General features: G+C 72.8%; 19 protein-coding genes and 1 pseudogene. 14 read left to right on the top strand and 6 right to left on the bottom strand.

Translation table 11 applies throughout. The annotated features are described in order from the left end of the window. Nucleotides 1-37: 37 nt before the first annotated feature. Both ACMCNO_RS30355 and ACMCNO_RS30350 read left to right on the top strand, forming a co-directional pair. A complete protein-coding gene (locus tag ACMCNO_RS30355; protein WP_412752847.1) occupies nucleotides 38-3,343 on the top strand; it encodes an ATP-dependent helicase in 3,306 nt (1,101 codons plus the stop codon). A 293-nt stretch (nucleotides 3,344-3,636) separates the two neighbouring features. Further along, complete coding sequence (locus ACMCNO_RS30350) at nucleotides 3,637-3,840, top strand: cold-shock protein (RefSeq protein ID WP_130509091.1); 204 nt, start codon at nucleotides 3,637-3,639, stop codon at nucleotides 3,838-3,840. 155 nt (nucleotides 3,841-3,995) lie between these two features. Here ACMCNO_RS30350 and ACMCNO_RS30345 read toward each other — a convergent pair whose 3' ends face one another. After that, entirely contained in the window at nucleotides 3,996-4,706 is a 711-nt protein-coding gene (locus ACMCNO_RS30345) for a lysophospholipid acyltransferase family protein (protein WP_412752846.1), read from the bottom strand. A gap of 101 nt (nucleotides 4,707-4,807) precedes the next feature. On the opposite strand from ACMCNO_RS30345, the gene ACMCNO_RS30340 reads away from it, so the two are divergent. The 6 genes from ACMCNO_RS30340 to ACMCNO_RS30315 all read left to right on the top strand — a co-directional run bounded on the left by ACMCNO_RS30340 (nucleotide 4,808) and on the right by ACMCNO_RS30315 (nucleotide 10,937). Beyond that, nucleotides 4,808-4,948 carry a hypothetical protein gene (locus tag ACMCNO_RS30340; protein WP_412752845.1) on the top strand — a complete coding sequence of 47 codons (141 nt, stop codon included), beginning with the start codon at nucleotides 4,808-4,810 and terminating at the stop codon, nucleotides 4,946-4,948. 74 nt (nucleotides 4,949-5,022) lie between these two features. Then, complete coding sequence (locus tag ACMCNO_RS30335) at nucleotides 5,023-5,886, top strand: hypothetical protein (RefSeq protein WP_412752844.1); 864 nt, start codon at nucleotides 5,023-5,025, stop codon at nucleotides 5,884-5,886. A gap of 34 nt (nucleotides 5,887-5,920) precedes the next feature. Then, nucleotides 5,921-7,228 (top strand): M16 family metallopeptidase, encoded by a 1,308-nt coding sequence (locus ACMCNO_RS30330; protein WP_412752843.1) that lies wholly within the window; start codon nucleotides 5,921-5,923, stop codon nucleotides 7,226-7,228. Continuing rightward, a complete protein-coding gene (locus tag ACMCNO_RS30325) occupies nucleotides 7,225-8,544 on the top strand; it encodes a M16 family metallopeptidase (RefSeq protein WP_412752842.1) in 1,320 nt (439 codons plus the stop codon). The genes ACMCNO_RS30330 and ACMCNO_RS30325 overlap by 4 nt, the downstream gene beginning before the upstream one ends. Next, nucleotides 8,541-9,581: an NAD(+) diphosphatase gene (gene nudC, locus ACMCNO_RS30320; RefSeq protein WP_412752841.1), complete on the top strand. Its 1,041-nt coding sequence runs from the start codon at nucleotides 8,541-8,543 to the stop codon at nucleotides 9,579-9,581. The genes ACMCNO_RS30325 and nudC overlap by 4 nt, the downstream gene beginning before the upstream one ends. 84 nt (nucleotides 9,582-9,665) lie before the next feature. Further along, nucleotides 9,666-10,937 carry a hypothetical protein gene (locus tag ACMCNO_RS30315; protein ID WP_412752840.1) on the top strand — a complete coding sequence of 424 codons (1,272 nt, stop codon included), beginning with the start codon at nucleotides 9,666-9,668 and terminating at the stop codon, nucleotides 10,935-10,937. Between the two features lie 107 nt (nucleotides 10,938-11,044). On the opposite strand, the gene ACMCNO_RS30310 is transcribed toward ACMCNO_RS30315, so the two are convergent. Then, nucleotides 11,045-11,308, bottom strand: a complete 264-nt coding sequence (locus tag ACMCNO_RS30310) for a mycoredoxin (protein WP_412752839.1) — start codon at nucleotides 11,306-11,308, stop codon at nucleotides 11,045-11,047. An 82-nt stretch (nucleotides 11,309-11,390) separates the two neighbouring features. Here ACMCNO_RS30310 and ACMCNO_RS30305 point away from each other — a divergent pair. From ACMCNO_RS30305 to ACMCNO_RS30295, 3 genes and pseudogenes are all read left to right on the top strand, one after another. Continuing rightward, nucleotides 11,391-13,563: pseudogene (locus ACMCNO_RS30305) on the top strand (ATP-dependent DNA helicase UvrD2). 105 nt (nucleotides 13,564-13,668) lie between these two features. Further along, nucleotides 13,669-13,947 carry a hypothetical protein gene (locus ACMCNO_RS30300; protein ID WP_412752838.1) on the top strand — a complete coding sequence of 93 codons (279 nt, stop codon included), beginning with the start codon at nucleotides 13,669-13,671 and terminating at the stop codon, nucleotides 13,945-13,947. 134 nt (nucleotides 13,948-14,081) lie between these two features. Continuing rightward, nucleotides 14,082-14,441: a WhiB family transcriptional regulator gene (locus ACMCNO_RS30295; protein ID WP_412752837.1), complete on the top strand. Its 360-nt coding sequence runs from the start codon at nucleotides 14,082-14,084 to the stop codon at nucleotides 14,439-14,441. A gap of 294 nt (nucleotides 14,442-14,735) precedes the next feature. Here the strand turns inward: ACMCNO_RS30295 and ACMCNO_RS30290 are convergent, their stop codons facing one another. The 3 genes from ACMCNO_RS30290 to ACMCNO_RS30280 form a co-directional block, all read right to left on the bottom strand. Further along, nucleotides 14,736-16,082, bottom strand: a complete 1,347-nt coding sequence (locus ACMCNO_RS30290; RefSeq protein ID WP_412752836.1) for an ABC1 kinase family protein — start codon at nucleotides 16,080-16,082, stop codon at nucleotides 14,736-14,738. A 79-nt stretch (nucleotides 16,083-16,161) separates the two neighbouring features. After that, complete coding sequence (locus ACMCNO_RS30285; RefSeq protein ID WP_412752835.1) at nucleotides 16,162-17,304, bottom strand: hypothetical protein; 1,143 nt, start codon at nucleotides 17,302-17,304, stop codon at nucleotides 16,162-16,164. 213 nt (nucleotides 17,305-17,517) lie between these two features. Continuing rightward, nucleotides 17,518-17,679, bottom strand: a complete 162-nt coding sequence (locus tag ACMCNO_RS30280) for a DUF5679 domain-containing protein (RefSeq protein ID WP_015625326.1) — start codon at nucleotides 17,677-17,679, stop codon at nucleotides 17,518-17,520. Nucleotides 17,680-18,150: 471 nt separating this feature from the next. Here ACMCNO_RS30280 and ACMCNO_RS30275 point away from each other — a divergent pair, with 471 nt between their 5' ends. Then, nucleotides 18,151-18,684: a M48 family metallopeptidase gene (locus tag ACMCNO_RS30275; RefSeq protein ID WP_412752834.1), complete on the top strand. Its 534-nt coding sequence runs from the start codon at nucleotides 18,151-18,153 to the stop codon at nucleotides 18,682-18,684. Between the two features lie 101 nt (nucleotides 18,685-18,785). Continuing rightward, nucleotides 18,786-19,382, top strand: coding sequence for a hypothetical protein (locus tag ACMCNO_RS30270; protein WP_412752833.1), 597 nt, complete (start codon nucleotides 18,786-18,788; stop codon nucleotides 19,380-19,382). 28 nt (nucleotides 19,383-19,410) lie between these two features. Here the strand turns inward: ACMCNO_RS30270 and ACMCNO_RS30265 are convergent, their stop codons facing one another. Beyond that, complete coding sequence (locus ACMCNO_RS30265; protein WP_412752832.1) at nucleotides 19,411-20,697, bottom strand: zinc-dependent metalloprotease; 1,287 nt, start codon at nucleotides 20,695-20,697, stop codon at nucleotides 19,411-19,413. A 145-nt stretch (nucleotides 20,698-20,842) separates the two neighbouring features. On the opposite strand from ACMCNO_RS30265, the gene ACMCNO_RS30260 reads away from it, so the two are divergent. Further along, the gene (locus tag ACMCNO_RS30260; protein ID WP_412752831.1) at nucleotides 20,843-21,871 is read left to right on the top strand and encodes a PDZ domain-containing protein; all 1,029 of its coding nucleotides are present in this window, start codon (nucleotides 20,843-20,845) and stop codon (nucleotides 21,869-21,871) included. Nucleotides 21,872-21,949 lie beyond the last annotated feature (78 nt).

Genomic DNA, 21,949 nt, shown 5'->3' with positions numbered 1-21,949 from the left:
GCAGCCTGGTCAGCCGCAATCTGGCCTGTTCGCTGAGGTGCCGTCCCGGCGTCCGCGGCACGCCGACTCCGGGCCGCGGTACACCCCGCAGGAGCTCGCCCGGCTGCTGCGGCTGCACCCGCCCACGCCCGAACAGGCCGCGATCATCGCGGCGCCCGTCGAGCCCGTGCTGGTGGTCGCGGGCGCCGGGTCGGGCAAGACGGAGACGATGGCGTCGCGGGTGGTCTGGCTGGTCGCCAACTCGTACGCCCACCCCGACGAGATCCTCGGCCTGACCTTCACCCGGAAGGCGGCCGGGGAACTGGCCCACCGGATCCGTACCCGGCTCGGCCAACTGGTCCGGCGGCTGGGACGCGACGAGGCGTTCACGGGCGAGGCGACCGTCGCCACGTACCACTCGTATGCGGCTCGGGTGGTCACCGAGCACGGCCTGCGCGCCGGGTACGAACCGTCGGCCCGCCTGCTCACCGAGGCCGCCCGCTGGCAGATCGGCGACTCGCTGGTGCGTACGTACACCGGGGAGATGACCGGGCTCAACCGGGCCCCGGGCACGGTCACGGACGACGTGCTCGCACTCGCCGGGGAGCTGGCCGAACACCTGGTCACGGTCGACGAGCTGGCGGACTGGACGCAGCGGTTCGTCGCCGATGTGCAGGAGCTGCCGGGGCGGGTCTACCGGGACGTCGCGGACGTGCTGCAGCGGCAGCGGCAGCGGCTCACCCTGCTGCCGCTGGTCCGGGCGTACGAGCGGCGCAAGCTCGACCTGGAGGCGATGGACTTCGGCGATCAGATGGCCCGCGCCGCCCGGGTCGCCCGGGACCATCCCGAGGTCAGCGAGAGCGAGCGCGGCCGGTTCCGCATCGTCCTGCTCGACGAGTACCAGGACACCAGCCACGCCCAGGCGGTGATGTTGAACGCGCTGTTCGGCGGCGGCCACCCGGTCACCGCGGTCGGCGACCCGTGCCAGTCCATCTACGGCTGGCGGGGCGCGTCCGCGGGCACGTTGGACCGCTTCCCGGCCGAGTTCACCAGGCCCGGCGGGCGCCCGGCGGGGGTGCTCAACCTGACCCGCAGCTTCCGCAACCGGCCGGAGATCCTGCGGGTGGCCAACGCCCTGTCCACCCCGCTGCGGGCGGCGGGGGCCCGGGTCGCCGAGCTGGTCCCGGCGCCCCGAGTGGCCGAGCGGGTCGGTGCCCGTACCGTGGCCTGCGCGTTGCTGCCCACGTACGCCGACGAGGCGGGGTGGATCGCCGACGGCATGCTGGCTGCGTGGCGTTCCGCGGCGGGTATGCCGGACGCCGCGGCGGCCGAGATCCCCCTCGAACGCCGCCCGACCAGCGCGGTTCTGGTGCGGGTGCGCAGCCAGATTCCGGTCATCGAGGAGGCGTTGCGCGCCCGCGGGCTACCGGTCGAGGTGGTCGGCCTGGGCGGCCTGCTGGACACCGCCGAGGTACGCGACGTGGTCTGCACGCTGCGGGTGCTGGCCGACCCGACGGACGGCGCCTCGCTACTGCGGCTGCTCACCGGGGCACGGTGGCGGATCGGCCCGCGCGACCTGGTCGCCCTGCACCGGCGCTCCCGGGCCATTGCCGCCGAGCGACCCGGACGCGCGGCGCGGGTGCCGCGGCCCGAGGACGTGGTGGCCGACCGGCTCGACGACGCCACCCTGGTCGAGGCGATGGCGGACCTTGGCGCGCCGGAACAGTATTCGGCCGGCGGGTACGCCCGGCTGCGCGCGTACGGCTGGGAGCTGAGCGAGTTGCGGCACCGGCTCGACCAGCCCCTGCCCGACCTGGTCGCGGACATCGAACGGACCATCGGGCTGGACGTGGAGGTCGCGGTGCGCGGCTGGGCCGCCGGGGACGCCGGGCTGGCGCGCGGGCATCTGGACGCGCTCGGCGACGTGGCCGCCCGGTACGCCGCGGAGACCGACGGCGGCACGATCGCCGGGTTCCTGGCGTTCCTGGCCGCAGCCGAGGAGGAGGAGCGCGGGCTGACCCCGGGGCAGGTCGACGTGGTCGAGGGGGCGGTCCAGATCCTCACCGCGCACGCCGCCAAGGGGCTGGAGTGGGACGTGGTCTCCGTCGCCGGGCTGACCCGGGACGTGTGGCCGGGGACGACCCGTGGGTCCGACCACTACCTGCGGGGTCTCGGCGTCCTGCCGTTCCCGCTGCGCGGCGACGCCGACGGCCTGCCCCGGCTGGATCTGACATCGGCCGGGGACCAGAAGGAGGCGATGGCGGCGCTGACGGCGTTCGGCCGGTCCTGGCGCGAGCACGACGAGCGGGAGGAGCGCCGGCTCGCGTACGTGGCGATCACCCGGCCCCGCCGCCTGCTGCTCTGTTCCGGCTACTGGTGGGGTGACGGGGTGAAACGGCCTCGCGGCCCGTCGGTGTTCCTGGAGGAGGTCCGCGCCGCCTGCGACAACGGCGCCGGGGTGGTCGACACGTGGGCGCCGCAGCCCGTCGGGGACGCGGAGAATCCCCGGGGACGCCTCGTCGCCACTGCCGAGTGGCCCGCCGACCCGCTCGGTGCCCGCCGTCCGGCGATGGCCGCAGCCGCCGACCTGATCCGCCGCCTCATCGCCGCCCCAGAGACCCCGCCCGGGGCACCAGCCGATGCAGAGTCCGCGCCCGAGGCGGCCGCCGATCCGGAGGTGGCGCGGTGGCGGCGTGAGGCGGATCTGCTGCTGGCCGAGCGGGCCGCGCAGGAGGGCCGTGGCGGCCCGCTCGAGGTCGCGGTGCCCGCCCACCTGTCGGTGTCCCAGCTTGTCGTGCTGCGCCGGGACCCGCAGGCGCTGGCCCGCACGCTGCGCCGCCCGATGCCGCAGCGCCCGACCCCGTACGCGCGCCGAGGTACGGCGTTCCACGCGTGGCTGGAGCAGCGGTTCGGGTCGGTGCGCCTGCTCGAGGTCGACGAGCTGCCCGGCGCGGCCGACGACGATGCAGCGGCCGATGAGGAGCTTGCCGAGCTGCAGGCGGCGTTCCTGGCCTCGGAGTGGGCGCACCGTACTCCGGTCGAGGTGGAGGTGCCGTTCGCCACGACGGTCGCGGGGGTGGTCGTCCGGGGCCGGATGGACGCGGTGTTCGCCGATCCGGGTGGCCGCTACGACGTGATCGACTGGAAGACCGGGCGGCCTCCGTCGGCCGCGACGGCGTCGGCTGCGGCGGTGCAGCTGGCGGCGTACCGGATCGCGTGGGCGGCACTGGCCGGAGTGCCGTTGTCGCGCGTCCGGGCGGGTTTCCACTACGTCCGCGACGGGGTGACCGCGCGCCCGGCGGATCTGCCGGACGCCGAGGCGCTCGCCGCGCTGATCGGCGGTCTCCCGGAGGCCGGACATTGACCGGCGTGCCCGTGCGTGGCCGCTCGCCGGGGGTCCGGGGAGTTCTTGCGCAAGTCGTCCGTTGATCGCCATCCCGACCGCCGTAGCCGTGCTAGGCTGCGAGCGTTGTCAGTTTTGGTTTGCCAGGTACTCAGGAGCGCCTGTGGGGTCCTGCCCCAGGCGCTCTTTGTCGTAACCCGGGTTTCTCCGGTACGGGCGATCAGCACGACGACACGAGATCCGCAGGACGCGGTTCTTACTACTTCGCTCCCGTCCAGACTGGCGCGGAGCGATCGACCGTCGAGGAGACGAAAATGGTTACCGGCGTTGTGAAGTGGTTCAACGCGGACAAGGGCTTCGGGTTCATCACCCCGGACGACGGCGGCGCTGACGTCTTCGCCCACTTCTCCGCAATCCAGACCTCGGGGTACCGCACCCTGGACGAGAACCAGCGGGTCGAGTTCGAGGTGACCCAGGGCCAGAAGGGCCCGCAGGCCGCCAACATCCGGCCGCTCTGATCTAAGCCTCGCACTGACGCACCGGCGCCGGTCCCACCGGGCCAGCGCCGGTGCCGTCAGCGCCCCCTGGCCGTGGGTGACACCAGGACCGGCCAGGCTGATCGACAGCACTTCCACGCCCACCGCCGCCCGGGAGGCGGTGGGCGTGAACCGCCTCAGTGGGTGGGTGCGTGCGGCGGCTGCGGCGCGGTGCCGCCCAGGTGGGCGGGCTGCCACCAGGTGTCGTCCGGACCGGACGGCTGCTCCGGGTACGCCCGCTGCACCTTGTCCAGCAGCACCCCGAGTCGGGTGCGCAGCTCCACCGTGGCCGCCTCGGTGTCCGCGCGGGTGGGCACCGGTTCCCCGACCGCGATGAGTACGGGCACGTGCCGCTTCGTCAGCTGCCGCGGCCGCCCCTTCGTCCACAGCCGGTGCGGGCCCCAGACCGCCATCGGGACCAGCGGCACCCCGGCGTCGTGGGCCAGCCGGGCCGCGCCGGACTTCAGCTGCTTGACCGTGAACGACTCGCTGATGGTCGCTTCCGGGAACACCCCGATCACCTCGCCGTCCGCCAGCGCCCGGGTCGCCTCCTTGAACGCCCCGCCGCCCGCACCCCGATCGACCGGGATGTGGTGCATGCCGCGCATGAGCGGCCCGCTGATCCGGTGATCGAAGACGGACTTCTTCGCCATGAACCGCACGAGCCGCCGGGACGGCTGCGCGGCCAGCCCACAGAAGATGAAGTCCAGGTAGCTGACGTGTGCGCTGGCCAGGACCGCCCCGCCGGTCGCCGGGACGTGGTGCGCGCCCTCGACGGCGATCCGCAGGTCCAGTGCGCGGAACATCACCTTCGCGAGCCCGATGACCGGGGGATACACGATCTCCATGCCGCAACGGTAGCGGCGCAGCACGAACCTTTGCATCGAACGTGCAACCGGACGGACCGTACTCGCGTCTTATGGATGACAGGCCAGGTTGGGGGGCGAGGATGGACCGCAGGCACACCCGCGCGGCGCGCAGCGAACTGGCGCTCGTGTTCTACCTGGCCGTGGCGGGCATCGCCGTGGTGCTCGTGGTGGCGTTCGCGCCGTGGTACGACCCGGTGATGACCGGCCTCGCGGCGCGATGACCGGACCGGCGGGCTGACGCGGACCGGACCGGCGGGCTGACGCGGCGAACCGACAGTGGTGTTCACTGGAATTCATGTCCGACCCCGCCGCGCACCGTCCGGCCGGCCCCTGGGGTTCCGGCATGGTCACCGCGATCGGCGTACCTGCGGCCAAGCCGCCGGGCGAGCCGCCTGGTCCCCCGGGCCCCGACGGCCCGCGCCGCCGTCGGCGGCAGCTCGTGCTGTTCGGCGGCATCGCCGCCGCGATCCTCGCGGTCGGCCTGACGGTCGTCCTGGTGCTGGCGCTGTCCGGCGACGGTGGCGGGCTCGGGCGCCGGGCCGACAAGCCCACCGACGTACGCCCCCCGCTGGCCCAGGCGTGCCCCGCACCGACCGCGGTGCCCAGCGAGGCTCCCGCACCGCCGTCGGCCCGGCCGGTGCCGGGCCCCCGTACGGTCGACAACCAGGCGGGCATCTCGTACCGGGCGTACGGGGCGCCGTGGCAGCGGTGGGACGAGGTGTGGCGGGCCGGGACACTGCGCGTGCAGTACCGGGTGGGGCAGCACTTCATCACCGAGGACTACCCCGGCGGGCAGTACCACGCCTCGATCCTGTCGGCGGCGGTGCCGGCCGCGGACAACGACGCGGTGACCCTGGACCTGCAGTGCGTGGGCCGTCAGGTGGTGGCGGACGTGCGCGCCGAGTACTACCCGCAGCCCAACACGTTGGACCGGCTGCGCGACGAGCTGACCACCCTGGGCGGACGGCCCGCCTGGGTCAGCCAGTTCCGGCTGCATTTCCACGAGCCCGGCCTGTCGGCCACCGACGAGCTGTCCGCGGTCGCGGTGATCGACGTGGGCCGCCCGGCCGCCGCGGTGCTGTACGTGTCCATTCCCGGCACTCACCGGCAGTTCGACCACGTGGTCGACGAAGTGCTCGCGTCCGTGCGCCCGCTGTGACCGCGCCGTACACCGCGCGCGCTACTGTCACTTCGTGGCTCGCACACTGAAGATCCCCGCGACGAAGTATCCGATCGAACGGCTCACTCTCGACAACGGTCTGCGGGTGGTCCTCGCGCCGGACCGTAGCGCCCCCGTGGTCGGCGTCGCGGTCGTGTACGACGTGGGTATCCGCTCGGAGCCGCAGGGCCGGACAGGCTTCGCCCACCTCTTCGAGCACCTCATGTTCCAGGGCTCGGAGAATCTGGAGAAGCTGGCCCACTTCCGGCACGTGCAGGGCGCCGGCGGCAGCTTCAACGGCTCCACCCACCTCGACTACACCGACTACTTCGAGGTGCTGCCCGCGGGCGCCCTGGAGCGGGCGCTGTTCCTGGAAGCCGACCGGATGCGCGGCCCCCGGCTCACCGAGGAGAACCTGCGCAACCAGGTGGACGTGGTCAAGGAGGAGATCCGGGTCAACGTCCTCAACCGACCGTACGGCGGTTTCCCCTGGCTGAAGCTGCCCCCGGTGATGTTCTCCACCTTCCCGAACGAGCACGACGGGTACGGCTCGTTCGAGGACCTGGAGAGCGCCACGGTCGCCGACGCGCAGGAGTTCTTCCAGCGCTACTACGCCTGCGGCAACGCGGTGCTCTCGGTCGCGGGCGACTTCGACGTGGCGCAGGCGACCACCATGATCGAGCGGCACTTCGGCGACGTCCCGGCCCGCCCGGCGCCGCCGCGCCCCGACTTCGACGAGCCCGACCTGTCCAAAGAGCGCCGCGAGGCGTACACGGACCGGCTGGCGCCGCTGCCCGCGGTGGCCAGCGCCTGGCGGGTGCCCGACCCGATCGGCGATTTCGCGGCCTACCTGCCGTACGTGGTGCTGGCCGAGGTGCTCACCGACGGCGACGCGTCGCGGCTGGTGGAGCGGCTGGTGCAGCGCGACCGGACGGCCACGAACGTGGGCGGCTACGTCGGCTTCATGGGCGACGAGTACCAGGTGCGCAACCCGACCGCGCTGCTGTTGCAGGCCCACCTGCCCCCGGGCGGGGACGCCGACAAGGTGCTGCGCACGGTCGACGAGGAGCTGGACCGGCTGGCGACCGAGGGCCTGCGCCCGGGCGAGCTCGCCCGTACCCAGGCCCGGATGGCCACCCACCTGCTGCGCGACACGGACGCGGTGCTCGGCCGGGCGTTGCCGATGGCCGTGCTGGAGCAGCAACGGGGCCGCCCGGAACTGCTCAACGAGCTGCCTCGCCTGGTCGGGCAGGTCACCGAGGCGCAGATCGTCGCGGCCGCCGCCACCCTGCGGCCGGAGCGCCGCGCCACCGTCGAGGTCGTACCGGGAGCTGCCCAGTGAGTGCGAAGACGTTGCCCGACCTGGTGCCGGACGCCCAGCTCAAGCTGCCCCGGCAGGCCGAGCGGACGCTGGACAACGGGCTCACGGTGATCGCCATCCGGCGCCCCGCCGTGCCGCTGGTGGAGGTGCGGCTGCGGGTGCCGTTCGGGCGGGCGCCGCTGGCCCGGGCGACGCTGCTGTCACAGGCGATGTTCACCGGCACGGGCACGATGTCCAGCATCGAGATCGCGGCCGAGCTGCAGGCCGTCGGCGGCGGACTCGCGGCCGGGCTGGACCCGGACCGGCTGCTGATCACCGGCAACGCGCTGGCCGGGGGCCTGGAGCGCACCCTGGAGATCCTGGCGTCGGTGCTCACCGACCCGGCGTACCCGGCGGAGGAGGTGGCGACCGAACGGGAACGGCTGGTCGACCACATCCAGGTGGCCCAGAGCCAGCCCGCACACCTGGCGCGCACGGCGTTGCTCAAGCGCATGTACGGCCGCCACCCGTACGCGGTGCAGACCCCCGAGCCGGAGCAGGTGCGCGGGGTGCGCCCGGGGCAGCTGCGTGCCCTGCACGCCGACCGGGTCCGCCCCGATGGCGCCACGCTGGTGCTGGTCGGTGACATCAGCCCGGAGAAGGCGATCGACGCCGCCGAGAAGGCCCTGGGCGGCTGGATCGGCCCGGGCCGCGACGGCACCATCCCGGGCGTCCCAGCGCTGGAGCCGGGCCCGCTGGTGCTGGTGGACCGGCCGGGCTCGGTGCAGTCCTCGCTGCGCATGGCGCTGCCCGCGGTGGCGCGTACGCATCCGGACAGCGCGCCGCTGCAACTCGCCAACCTGATCTTCGGGGGTTACTTCTCCTCCCGGTGGGTGGAGAACATCCGCGAGGACAAGGGCTACACGTACGGCCCGCACACCGCGATCGAGCACTTCGTGGCCGGCTCCGCGCTGATCGTGGCGGCCGAGGTGGCCACCGAGGTGACCGGCCCCGCGATGCTGGAGACCCTGTACGAGCTGGGCCGCATCGCCAGCCTCCCGCCGGGCGAGGAGGAGCTGGAGCAGGCCCGCCGGTATGCGCTGGGCACGCTGCGCCTCGGCATGTCCACCCAGGCCGGGCTCGCGGGCCTGGCCAGCATGTACGCGAGTTTCGGACTGCGCCTGGACTATCTGCGCGAGCACTCGGCGGCGCTGGCCGCGGCGACCCGGGAGCAGGTGGCGGAGGTGGCCGGCCGTTATCTGGCCCCGTCGCAGGCGGTGACCGTGGTGCTGGGTGACGTGGACAAGGTGGCGGCGCCGCTGGCCGCGCTGACCCCGGTGGAACGCAGCGAGGGATGAGCGCTCCAGCCCCGGGCGCGGACGAACAGCCCGACGCCGGAACCGTCCCGGACTTCGGTGAAGACCGGCACCAGGGCTCACGTGCCGGCGCCGAGCCCGAGCTGACCGGGCCGCCGCTGGCCCGTACGTTGCTGGACCGGGCCGCGCACCGGCGCGACGACCGCGACTGGCTGGCCGATGCGTGGCGGCAGGCCAAGGTGCTCATCGTCGACATCGCGGGCGGCGGCCGTGCCCTGGTGAAGGACACCGATCGCAGTGCCGTGCTGGTGTTCGTCGACGCCGACCAGGCGCCGGACGGGGAGCGCATGTTCCTCGGTATCGACGCCTACGGCATCCCGGTGTTCATGATCGACGCGGCGGTGCCGGAGTTGCCCGGCGCGCGTCCCGCGACCCTGCGCGACATCGGGCACCTGCTCGACGCCAACGACGCCGGAGTGCTCACCACGGCCGCCGCGCTGGGCCACTGGCACGCCACGCACACGTACTCGCCGCGCACCGGGCAGCCGACCCGGGTGATCGAGGCCGGTTGGTCGCGGGTGGACGAGGACGGCGGTCAGATGTGGCCGCGCACCGACCCCGCGATGATCGTGCTGGTGCACGACGGGGTGCCCGGCCCGCAGGGCCGGTGCCTGCTCGGGCACAACGCGTCCTGGCCGCAGATCGGCGAGGTACGCCGGTTCTCGTGCCTGGCCGGTTTCGTCGAGGCGGGGGAGTCGGCCGAGGCCGCCGTCGTGCGCGAGGTCGCCGAGGAGGTCGGCCTGCGGCTGACCGACCTGCGGTACGAGGGCAGCCAGTCGTGGCCGTTCCCCGGGTCGTTGATGCTCGGCTTCACCGCGGTCGCCGACGCCGACCAGGTGCCGGTGCTGGATCCCGCGGAGATCGACGAGGCGCAGTGGTTCACCCGCGCCGACGTGACGGCGATGATCGCGGGCGAGTACGTGCAGCCCGGCACCGGGGTCCGGATCGGCCTGCCGATGCGCTCCTCGATCGCGTTCTTCCTGATCGAGCGCTGGCTGGCCGGAGCCGTCACCCCGTGAGTCCGGCGGACATCGAGCCGCGGCACGTCCGTACCCATTGATCAAGTACGCTGCGCCGACGACGATCACGGGGATTGGACCTACATGCCCTCAACGAACCTGTGGTGGCGCGCGATCGCAGCCACGTTGGCTGTCGGCGCGCTGAGCACGGCCACCATGTCCGCGCCGGCGCAGGCCTTCGGACCCACGGCGCTCCACGGCGAACCCGACGGCCCGAAGCTGGGTTTCCACATCCAGTACGGCGGCACCGTCGGGGCGACCCCCACCGTGTTCCATGCCGAGGTGGTCAACAACGGCACCGCGCCGATCGACGGGTTCAGCATGTTCGTCGGCAACCTCGACTCGCCGCAGCGGATCGACGGATCGTTCCGCAACTGCGCGGCTGATGCGAACTCGGTGACCTGCCTCTTCCCGGTGACGCTGGAGCCGGGCGTACGCCACGAGATCAACCTGCCGATCCGCGCCGAGGACCGCTGGCCGGGGTGGGTCAGGGGAGACCTCGACGCCGTCATCGAGTCCTGGGGCGACGAGACCACGCAGCAATGGCGCAAGGTCGCGGAGCACGCCGACCCGATGCTGGTGCCGACGCCGGCGGCCGCCGCGATGCCGGCCGGCGCCTTCGAGAACCGTGGTACGGCCAAGGAGCTCGCGACCGACTACAAGTTCACGTACTCCGTCGTTCCTGAGGCCAAGCCCGATCTCGCCGCGGTCGCCGCCGACGTGACCGGACACCGGGGAGACACGGTGCGCCCCCGCGTCGGCATCCGCAACGAGGGCCCGGCTGTCATCCAGTTCCCGCCCGGCCGGTCGCTGGGTGGGCACCCGGATCGGCGAGCTGAGGTGTTCACGATCGCGGTCCCGGACGGTGTCACGGTCACCAAGCTGGCGACCGCGGACTGCCTGCGCCTGCCGGATGGATCCGAACCCGCCGGGGGCTCGTTCGCTGAGCTGAAGAAGTTCACCTGCTACGGCATCCCGTGGGTCGACCAGCCGAGCAGGCCCGGCGATCTCGACCTGCCCGAACTGGAACTTCGCCTGGACCGCGACCTGCACGACGCGGTCGGCACGGTGACGGTGGTGATGAACGGCGACACCGTCGCCACGAACAACACCGCCCGCTTCGTCATCAACCCGTCGGCGCCCGCCCCGGCGACCACCGGGCCGACCGCGGCGGCGCCCGGGGCGACGAACGGTGCGGCGGGCGGCCAGGGCGCGGCCGGCGGTGGCCTGCCGATCACCGGTCCGGCCTCGGGCGCACTGATCGTGGCCGGCGCGGCCACCCTGCTCACCGGCGCGTTGCTGCTGGTGCTCACGTCCCGTCGGCGCCGCCCGGGGCTCCCGCACGGGCGCCACTGAGGCACGACCCGGCGCCGGACGTAGCGCGAAACGGCCCCGTCGATCGGCTTCGATGCCGTCGACGGGGCCGTTCTGTCACCCGGTCGCCCGCGGTGATCCCGTTGGTGTCAGCCGGCCACACCCGAGCCGGCCAGCGCGCTCTTGACCTGGACGATGGTCGGGTTCGTCAGGACGACCTCCGCACCACCGTCGGCGGGCACGATGCGTACGGTGGGCACGGTCTGGTTACCACCGTTGACGCTCATCACGTAGTCCGCAGCCGCCGGGTCCTGCTCGATGTCGACCACGTCATAGGCGATGCCCTCGCGGTCGAGCTGCGACTTCAAGCGGTGGCAGTAGCCGCACCACGGCGTCGAGTACATGGTCAACATCGGTGGTCGTCCCTTCGCAGAGGATCACATGGCACAGTGCCATCGAGGGAAACGTCGGACGGGGGTGCCATGATTCCCGGTTGTGACAGCGGAGCGCGTACTTGCCGGGCTGGACCCGGAGCAGCGTACGGCGGTGACCGCGCCCGCCGGGCCGGTCTGTGTCCTCGCCGGTGCGGGGACCGGTAAGACCCGCGCCGTCACGCACCGGATCGCGTACCGTGCCGCGACGGGCGAGATCAGCCCGCGGCACGTGCTCGCGGTCACCTTCACCGCCCGGGCGGCGGCCGAGATGCGGGCCCGCCTCGCCGGGCTCGGCGCCGCGGGGGTGCAGGCCCGCACGTTCCACGCCGCGGCGTTGCGCCAGGTCCGCTATTTCGCGGCCCGGCTGCTGGCGGGCCGGGGCATGCCGGAGCTGGTGGAGAGCAAGGCCCGGCTGGTCGGCCTCGCCGCCGCCCGCGCCGGGGTCCGGGTGGACCGCAGCGGCGCCCGGGATCTCGCCGGGGAGATCGAGTGGGCCAAGTCGTCCCTGGTCGAGCCGGGGGAGTATGCGGTGGCCGCGGCCAAGGCGCAGCGGGAGCCGCCGCACGAGCCCGCCAAGGTGGCGGAGGTCTTCGCGGCGTACGAGACGCTCAAGCGCCGGCAGGGTGTGATCGACTTCGAGGACATGCTGCGCGCCGCGGTCTGGGGCATCGAGGAGCACCCGGACGTCGCCGAGCAGATCCGCGCCCAGTACAGGCATTTCGTCGTCGACGAGTATCAGGACGTCAACCCGCTGCAGCAACGGCTGCTGGAGGCGTGGCTGGGCGGGCGCGACGATTTGACCGTGGTCGGCGACGCCAGCCAGACGATCTACTCGTTCACCGGGGCCACCGCGTCGTACCTGATCGATTTCCCGAGGCAGCGCCGCGGCGCCGTGGTGGTCCGCCTGGTGCGCGACTACCGCTCCACCCCGCAGGTGGTCGGGTTGGCCAACGCGGTCATCCGGCAGGCGCGGGGCAGCGAGGCGCGGCTGCGCCTGGAGCTGGTGGGCCAGCGGCCGCCGGGGCCCGAGCCCGACCTCAAGATCTTCCCGGATGAGCCCGCCGAGGCCGCCGCGGTGGCCCGCCGCTGCCGGGACCTGCTGGCCGCGGGCACCCCGGCCAGCGAGATCGCGGTCCTGTTCCGCACCAACGCCCAGTCGGAGGCGTACGAGGAGGCGCTGGCCGAGGCCGAGGTCCCGTACGTGGTGCGGGGCGCGGAGCGGTTCTTCGAACGGGCCGAGGTTCGCCAGGCGATGGTCGCGTTGCGCGCGGCGGTGCGCTCCACGCCCGGGGAGACCCCGCTGGTGGACGCGGTGGCCGACGCGCTGTCCGCGACGGGCTGGGCGCGCGATCGCCCCCCGGCGGGCGGGGCGCAGCGCGAGCAGTGGGAGGCGCTGGCCGCGCTGGTCACCCTGGCGGAGGAGTACGCGGCCGTGCCGGAGCTGATGCCGGTCGGCGAGGGTGCCGCGGTGCAACGGGACGTGTCGCTGGCCGCGTTCTGCGACGAGCTGGCCCGCCGCGCCGAGCAGCAGCACGCCCCCACGGTCGAGGGGGTCACGCTGGCCTCCCTGCATTCGGCGAAGGGCCTGGAGTGGGACGCGGTGTTCCTGGTCGGGCTGGCCGACGGCACCCTGCCCACGACGTACGCGAAGACCCCCGACCAGTTGGAGGAGGAGCGCCGCCTGCTCTACGTCGGTGTGACCCGGGCCCGCCAGTGGCTCTGGCTGTCGTACGGGCAGTCCCGCTCCCCGGGTGGGCGGGCCCGGCGCCCGTGCCGTTTCCTGCCCCAGCTCGACGGCACGGGCGGCCCGGAACGCGCCCGGCCGCCCGGCGGTCGTAAACCCGACCGGCGTCCCGCCCGCGTGGTCTCCTGCCGGGTCTGCGGCACGACCCTGCTGGCGGGGGCCGACCGCAAACTGGGGCGCTGTCCCACCTGCCCGTCGGACCTGGACGAGGAGCTCTACGAGCGCCTCAAGCTGTGGCGCGCCTCGGCCGCGGCCGAGCAGAAGGTCCCTGCGTACGTGGTGTTCACGGACGCCACGCTGGTGGCGCTGGCGGAGCGGCGCCCGAGCGGTCCGGCGGAGCTGCTGGCCATCGGCGGGATCGGCCCCCGCAAGCTGGGCCAGTACGGCGAGGCGGTGTTCGCGCTCGTGGCTGGTGCCGCCCCCGACGAGCTGCCCGGAAAAAACTTTGAGAACTAGTCCGTTAATTCGTTTGCCCTCCCCGCGGGGGTAGGCATAGCCTCATGGCACACCTCAGCGAGCACAGGTATCAACGCTGCTCACCGGGGGTCTGTAAGACATCAGCATCGAGCGCGAGGCAATGGAGGAGGTGGCAACGATGAAGATCTTCACGATTCAGCGACCGTCGCTGCTGCCTGTTGCTGTCTGCGCTCCGTCCGCTTCCTGGCTGCCGTCCACCGCGCGCGTCGCGGTGCTCGCGGTCGAGCGGGCCCCGTTGTCGCCGGCGCACCAGGTGCCGAGCCAGGCCGAGCTGGCTCCGCTCGCGGGCGTCGATGCGAAGTACGGGACCACTGGGTTCGTGGGCAGCAATGGCGTCTCCAAGAAGCGCATGACGGATGGCGCCAGCGGTGTCCCGCCTCGAGGAAGGCCGGTCTGATCAACCAGACCAACCGGCTCACCTCGAGGCCGCGGAACCCGTAACCGGGATCCGCGGCCTTACTTATTTGCCGGCCCACCAGCCGGTGCACGACCGATCCAGAAGATCGAGAAAGAGAGAGGTGACCGGGCTTTATGAGTCTGGCGCTGGCCCCACTCGACGTGAGTGTCGAGGTGGAGGCGAACCTGCCCTGTCGGAAGTTCGACCCGGACCTGTGGTTCTCGGACTCCCCGGCCCAGCTGGAGCTGGCCAAGTCGCTCTGCGGGGACTGCCCGCTGCGCGTCGAGTGCCTCGCCGGTGCGGTCGAGCGGAACGAGCCCTGGGGTGTCTGGGGCGGCGAGATCTTCGAGCGGGGTGCCGTGGTGCCGCGTAAGCGGCCGCGGGGTCGGCCCCGGAAGGTCGACGTCGCGCGCGACGCCGAGCTCAAGGTCGAGGTCGAGGAGCGGCTTGCCGCTAGCGGTCTCGAGCGCAACGCCGTGCGACTGGCGGCCTGACATGACCATCACCACCCCTTACCGAGAAACGAGCACCGCAACCGTGAACCCGAATGGAGCACCGAAGATGAGACTCATCCAAGAAGCGTTGTCCCGTGCCCGAATGCGTCGGCCTCAGGCGTACCGCACTGAGGCGCACCGTCCCGCCCGTCAGATCGCTCTGGAGGCGCAGCACCGCGCGTCCCGTGAGCTGGGCGGCATCCGTTACTGACCGATCGAGCACCTGACGCGATCCTGTGAGAGAGGGCCCGTCCGCGACATGCGGACGGGCCCTTTCGCCATGTCTGCCGGGTGTCAGGCCACGGGGGCGAAGCCGGGCAGCCACTTCTCCACGATCGATCGGTACGGCGCCTGCGCCTCCAACTGGCACAGCACCGCGATCGACCCGAGCGTGACCCGGTGGATCAGCAGGTACGACGGCGGCAGGTTGAGCTTTCGGCTGAGCTGGTACGCGGGGGAGCGCGGGCTGGACAACCGTCCCGCCTCGGAGCGCAGCCACGATCGGGTGAACCGGAAGGTCTCACCGGCCAGCGGCTCGATCATCGGGCGAAGGAAATTCAGGATGGCGACCGCGTCGAGTTCGTCGTCGGGCTTGATGAAGCCCTCGTCGCGCAGCCCGTCGGCGACCGCCTCGGCGTCGCCGTCCAGCGCGAGCCGGACGAGGCGGCCGATCGGCTCCGGGTGGCCGCCGGGCAGCCGGGCCACCGCGCCGAAATCGATCACGCCGAGCCGTCCGTCCGGCAGGATCCGGAAGTTCCCTGGGTGCGGGTCGGCGTGCAGCAGCCCGGCCCGGGCGGGCGCGGAGAAGTGCAGTACGGCCATGAGCCGGCCCGCTTCATCGCGCTGCGCCTCGTCACCGTCGCTGATCACCCGTGCCAGCGGGGTGCCCTCGACCCATTCGGTGACCAGCACGCGCGGGGCGGCGGTGACCACCTGCGGCACGAAGATCTCGGGGTCGTCGGCGTACGCGGCGCCGAACGCCCGCTGCGCCTCGGCCTCCATGGCGTAGTCGAGTTCCTCGGTGACCCGCTCGCGCAGCTCCGCCAGCAGTGGCTTGATGTCCATCCCCGGATGGATGATCTTGAACATCCCCGCCAGCCGGGACAGCTGCTTGAGGTCGGCCAGCAACGCGTCCCCGGCGCCCGGATACTGCACCTTGACCGCGACCGGCAGCGTCCTGGGTTTCGCGTTGCGCCGGGCCGGGGGCAGTTTCCACAGCGCCCGATGCACCTGGCCGATGCTGGCCGCGGCGGCCGGGCTGTCGTCGAACTCCGCGAAGTGGTCCCGCCAGTCCGCGCCCAGCTGCTCGGCCAGCGCCTTGTGCACCGTCGCGACAGGCATCGGCGGCGCCGCCTCCTGCAGCTTGGTCAGCGCCTGCCGGTACGGCCCGGCCATCTCCTCGGGCAGGGCCGCCTCGAACACCGACAGCGCCTGGCCGAACTTCATCGCCCCGCCCTTGAGCTGGCCGAGGACGCTGAACAGCTGTTCGGCCGTGCGCTGCTGGATGTCGGCCGAGATGACCTCGGAGGCCATGCCGACGGCCCGCTTGCCGAGCCCGAGCGCCGTACGTCCAGCGAAGCCGAGGGGCAGCGCGGCAAGCCTCGCGGTTCGAGAGGCCGCCCGCCGCGGGATGTCGCTCACCAGATCATTGTGCCCGCCGCTGCCGAGGCCAACCGACCGGGATGAATGGATTCGTACACTGCTGCGGTCCCAAGTCCGGTTATCGCGTTCCGGCGGGCGCCGGGTCGCGTCCCGGCTCGGGCCGTGCCGAGTCCCGTCCGGCCGGCGTCCGGCGCCCGCCGCGGGTACGCGTGCAGCCGCAGTCCGGATGCGGTGGCCAGGTGCGCCGCCGGATTCGCCCGGGCGCGGTGATCTCCACGGCCCTGCCCAGGGTCTCCGGGGTGCCGCCGTCGAGGTACGTCAGCGCCTCGGCCGTGGCGTACGCGGTGGCGGCCAGCAGGGTGGTCACCGCACAGGGTTCGGCGGCGCCGGGCCCGGCCGCGCTCCCGGGCCAGCCGCTGTCACGCTCACGCCGGTGCAGGTCGAGACAGTTCAGGCAGGGGCCGCCCGCGGGCGGTACGAGTGGGCCCACGATCGCGACGCCGTCCTGGACGGTCACGCACAGGTGCGCCTGGCGGCGCGCCGCATGGGCGGCGGCCACCAGCGCGGCGGGTTGGTCGTGCCCGAGCTGGACGACGAGCGTGGCCTGGCCGCGGCGGACCGGTCCGGTCCGGGTTTCCGGTGCGGCACGGCACACCGCGTCCGCGACGGCCGCCCGCCACGATGTGCCGATGTCGGCGCCGGTCAGGGGACTGCCCGGGAGGTCGGCGCGGCTGACCCGGCCGGGGAGGTCCGCGGCGACGTGGCCGACTCCGGCGGTGGCGAGGGCCACCGCGATCGGTGCGCCGAGCCGCCCCCGCCCGGCGACCACGACTTGCGCCGCGGCCCGCCGCCGCAGGGTGCGGGCGGGGCTCGGGGCGGGCGGTACCGCCCCTCGTGGTGGCGGGCCGGTGCGGCGCAGCGCCAGGGCGGCGGCCTCGCCACTGAGGCGGTCCCGGGTGTCTGGCGGCAGTGCGGCGGGCAGCAGGTTGCCCCCGGCCAGCACGTAGCCGGTGGTGTGCAGGGCGTCCAGGAACGCGCGCGCCTCGTCGGGCGGCACGCCGAGCGCCGCGGCCCGGGCCAGGACCACCCGCTCCGGCCGGGTGCCGTCGAGAAGGTCGAGCAGTCCGGCGGTACGCGGGTCGGGAAGTTCGAGCAGGATGGCCCGGCCGGGATCGAGTCCGAGCTGCAGCGTGTGCGACCCGCGCCAGATCCGCGGTATGCCGGGCAACAGTGTCGGGCGCAGCAGAGGTGTCCGCGTCATGGGTGACAGACTGTCACCACACTGGCGCTCTGTGGTGATGGTTGTCCACAGGGCCGCACCCGCGCGCACCGTGTTGTCCACAGGAAAACGTGAGTTATCCACAGCTCGGACGGCCGTGGACGGTCCCGACAATCACTTAACGTGGTGCAGCCGTTACGGGTTACGGCCGGACGGGGCGACTCCGGCGCCGCCCCCTCCGGCCTGACCCGGCGATCAGGCCTTGGCCTTGCCCAGGATCCGGTTCACGGTCGTGCCGCAGACCGGGCACTTGCCTTTGGCCATGTTCATGCCAGTCTTCGAGACCTCCACGGTGCCCTGGAAGTCGCGCTTCTCCTTGCACTTCACGCAGTAGCCGTTGTACGTGTTGTCGGCCACGGTTCCTCCTCGTCTCGTTGTCGGCCGGGTCGGCCGCGGTGCCCGGGTTGCGGCGGGCCGCTTCCCGTGCGGCGCTGGACCGCTTCGCGACGACCTGGGTGTGGTCGCTCGCTCGGGGCGCTCCCTACCCAGGTCGGGCCGTTTCCATGTCGGCGCGGACGTCGACGGTGTCGCCGACGTCGTGAGTGTGCGATGCGAGATGTCCGAATAGGGGCAGATATGCCGGGACACGCCGAGGAATACGCTCAGAAGCTCCCAAACAGTACAGATAGGTGTCGTCGCCGCGCTGCCCCGTGAGTTATCGTGAGCCAAGCCCAGCGCCCCTGCGCTGCGGTATGGAAAATTCTTCCGGGCGCATCGGTACAAACCTTAAATTTCTGCCGCGTGTCGCCCGGTGTGCTCTTGCGGTGACCTGGGGCTCTCGGATTAGCGTCTCAACGTGAACCCGAAACTGGGCCGCGCGAGCCGGTGATGGCCCGCACGCGCAAGCCTGTCGTGGAGGTGCGGCGCAGCCAGCGCCGCCGCCGGACGGTGTCTGCCTACCGCGACGGCGAGCGGGTCGTCGTCCTCATCCCGGATCGGTTCTCCCGGGCCGAGGAGACGGAATGGGTCGCCCGGATGCTCGCCAGGCTGGCCGCCCGCGAGGAGCGCATCCGGCGCACCGACGATGAGCTGCAACTGCGCGCTCGCCGGCTGGTCAACCGCTACCTCGCCGATTATTCGCTCAACGCCGCGCCCAACAGCGTCCGCTGGGTGCGGAACCAGAACGGCCGATGGGGCTCCTGCACCCCCGACGACGGCACGATCCGGATCTCCCACCGGATCCAGGAGATGCCCGACTGGGTCATCGACTACGTGCTGCTGCACGAGCTGGCCCACCTGGTCGTGCCCAGTCACAGCGCCCGCTTCTGGGACCTGGTCAACCGTTACCCCAAGGCCGAGCGCGCCCGCGGCTACCTGGAGGGCATCTCCGCCGCCACCGGCCTGGTCCTCGCCGACGACTGACCAGCGGTTTGCCCGGTCCTCGCCGAGGAGTGACCGACTTGACCGACGGCGGCCCGGGCCGTGCGCAGGCGCCGTCGGTGGGCGCTCGCTAGCCTCGGCACGTGGTGAAACGGATCGTCGTCGCGCTGCTCGTCCCCGTGCCCTGGCACCCGCCCGGGACGGACGCCGCCGCCTGGCGGGCCGCCCTGGCCGAGGACGTCGCCGATCTGCTGGCCCGGCTGGCCCAGGCGGAGCCCGCCATCGCCGCCGTCCCCGCCGACCGGGCGCTCGCGGAGGAGATCGCCTGGCCCGGCATGCGGATCTACGACGTGCCGGCCCCGACCCTGCGGCCGGTGCTCGCCGCGGCCGCCGCGGACGGCTTCGACGAGGCCGCGGTCCTCGCGGCCGACGCCCCCGACGTACCCGGGATGATCATCGGCAAGCTGCTGCGCCCGTTGTCGGCCAAGCCGGTGGCCGTGGCCCCGGCCGTCCCCGGGCCGGGTGTGCTGGGGGTGGCGGCGCGGCTGCCCCTGCCCGACTGGGTGCCCGACCTGGACCTGGACGCGGCCACGCCGATGGCGCTGCGAAGGACCGCGCCGCAGCCCAGCCTGGTCGAATCGACCCCGGACTGGCACCGGCTGCGCGGCCCGGCCGAGCTGGCGGCGCTCGACCCCGCCCTGGAAGGGTGGGAGACCACGCGCACGCTGCTGGGCGGCTGAGCCGCCACCCGGCCCCGGATCCGGGTGGTTACGCCTCGGCGCTGGGCTCGTCGTCCTTGCCGGGCTTCTCGTCGTCCTTGTCGGGGCTCTCGTCGTCCTTGCCGAGCTTCTCGAGTTCGCTGATGTCCCAGTCGGGCCGGACGGAGGCGAAAGCCTGCGGGTCGGCGAAGTCGTCATCGGTCGGGAGCAGGTCGGGGTGCTCCCAGAGCGCGTCGCGCCCCTGGATGCCGCGCTGCTCGCCGAGCGCGGCCCACAGCGCCCCGGCCTCGCGCAGCCGCCGCGGCCGCAGCTCCAGCCCCACCAGCGCCGCGAACGTCTGCTCGGCGGGTCCGCCCGCCCCGCGCCGCCGCCGGAACGCCTCGCCCAGCGCGGCCACCGACGGCAGCCGCTCACCGGCCGCGCTGTCCACCACCGTGGCGACCCAGCCCTCGATCAGCGCCAGGGCGGTCTCGAGTCGGGCCAGGCTGGCCTTCTGCTGCGGGGTGTCCTCCGGCGTGAAGATGCCCTCCAGCGCCATGGCCTGCATCGACTCCGGGTCGGACGGGTCGACGCGGCTCATCGCCTCCTCGATCGCTTCCCGGTTGACCGTGATCCCGTTCGCGTACGTCTCCACCGCGCTGAGCACGTGCGCCCGCAGCCACGGGACGTGCTGGAACAGCCGCTGGTGGGCCGCTTCGCGCAGCGCCACGTACAGCCGGACCTGGTCCTCGGGCAGCTCCAGGCCCTCGCCGTACCCCTTGATGTTGACCGGGATGAGCGCGGCCGTGCCGGCCGGGCCGAGCGGCAGCCCGATGTCGCCGGCCGAGAGGACCTCGGCCGCGAGCTGGCCGAGCGCCTGGCCGAGCTGGCCGCCGAACAGCGCGCCACCCAGGGTCGCCACCATCGACTGCATCGGGCCGAGCTGGGCCCGCGCCTCCTCCGGCACGAGGTCGGCCATCGCGCCGACCATCCGCCCGGCGATCGGGTCGCACAGCTTGCGCCACACGTCGAGGGTGTTGAAGATCCACTCGTTGCGGTTCCAGGCGGTCGGGGTCTGGATGCCCGAGGGCAGCGCGGAGACCGGGTCGAGCCAGTGGTCGGCCAGTCGCAGCGACTCCTCGACCTGGTTGCGTTCGACGATGGTCACCGCGGGGTCGCCCGCCGCGGCCAGCTGACTGGCGGCCACCTGCCGGGCCAGGTCCCAGTTCACCGGGCCGTTGCCGGGAGCGGCGAACATCTGCTGCAGCTGAGCCATGAACTGCTGCATCTGCTGGGGGTCGGAGGGATCGGGCGGCTGGGCGCCGGGCAGCGAGAAGCCGAACGGGATATCAGGCACGAGCTCCACGGTACGCGTGAACCGCCCGCCCGGAACTGACGCACGTGTCCGCTCAGAGAGAACTCAGCAGGTTGCCAGCCCCGGCCCAGCGCGGCTCAAGTCCCAGCTCAGGGAGAACTCAGAATGGTTGGATACGCTTCCGCGCATGAGACGTCGCGGTGTCACGGTCATCTTCGGCGCCCTGATCACCGCGCTACTGGCCATCGGTGTCATGGCCACGCCGCTGCCGTACGTGGTCCTCAAGCCGGGGCCGACGGTGAACACGCTCGGTTCGGACAACGGCAAGGAAGTCATCCAGGTGACGAAGGCCGCCACGTCGACCTCCGCCGGCCAGTTGCGGCTCACCACCGTGGGAGTGCAGCCCGACGTCGAGCTGCTCTGGGCGATCAAGGGCTGGTTCAGCAAGGACCAGGCGGTCGTGCCGCGTGAGCTGATCTACCCGCCGGACCGTAGCGAGAAGCAGGTCGAGCAGGACAACAAGGAGGAGTTCCAGTCGTCGCAGAACACCGCCGAGACGGTGGCGCTGCGCAAGCTGGGCTACCCCGTGCAGACGTACGTGAAGAAGGTCACCCCGGGCGGCGCGTCGGACGGCAAGCTGCGGGCCGAGGACATCGTCACCTCGGTCGACGGCACCGCGGTCACCAGCCCGGCGAAGCTGACCGCGCTGATCCGGGCCAAGCCGGCCGGTGCCACGCTGGCCGTGGCCTACACCCGCGACGGCAAGCCGGGCACGGCGTCGATCACCACCAAGGCGGACAAGGACGGCAAGACGCCGCGGATCGGTGTGGAGATCGAAAAGCGGCAGCCGCACCCGTTCGAGGTCAAAATCGCACTGGACGAGATCGGCGGGCCCAGCGCGGGGCTCATGTTCACGCTCGGCGTCATCGACAAGCTGAGCCCGGAGGACCTCACCGGCGGAAAGATCATCGCTGGCACGGGGACCATCGACGACGACGGCAACGTCGGGCCGATCGGCGGAATCCCGCAGAAGCTGGTGGGCGCCAAGGAGGCCGGCGCGCAGATCTTCCTGGTGCCGGCGGACAACTGTGCGGAGGCAATGCGCAACTCCGTCCCGGGCCTGCCGATGGCGAGGGTTGCCACCGTCGACGACGCGCTCACGGCGGTGAAGACGTTCACCAGCGGTGGCACGCCGGTCCCCTGCCCGGCCGCCTGAGCGGGGATCCGTCGTGTGGCCTCGCCGATCATCGCCCGGCCGCGCAAGAATCGGTCCGGGTGCACCGGGTGCACCCGG

The sequence above is a fragment of the Krasilnikovia sp. M28-CT-15 genome, from assembly GCF_047159595.1.
Taxonomy (GTDB): Bacteria; Actinomycetota; Actinomycetes; order Mycobacteriales; family Micromonosporaceae; genus Actinoplanes.
The sequence above is the reverse complement of the archived record's forward strand: the minus strand, read 5'-3'. Positions and strand labels throughout refer to the sequence as shown.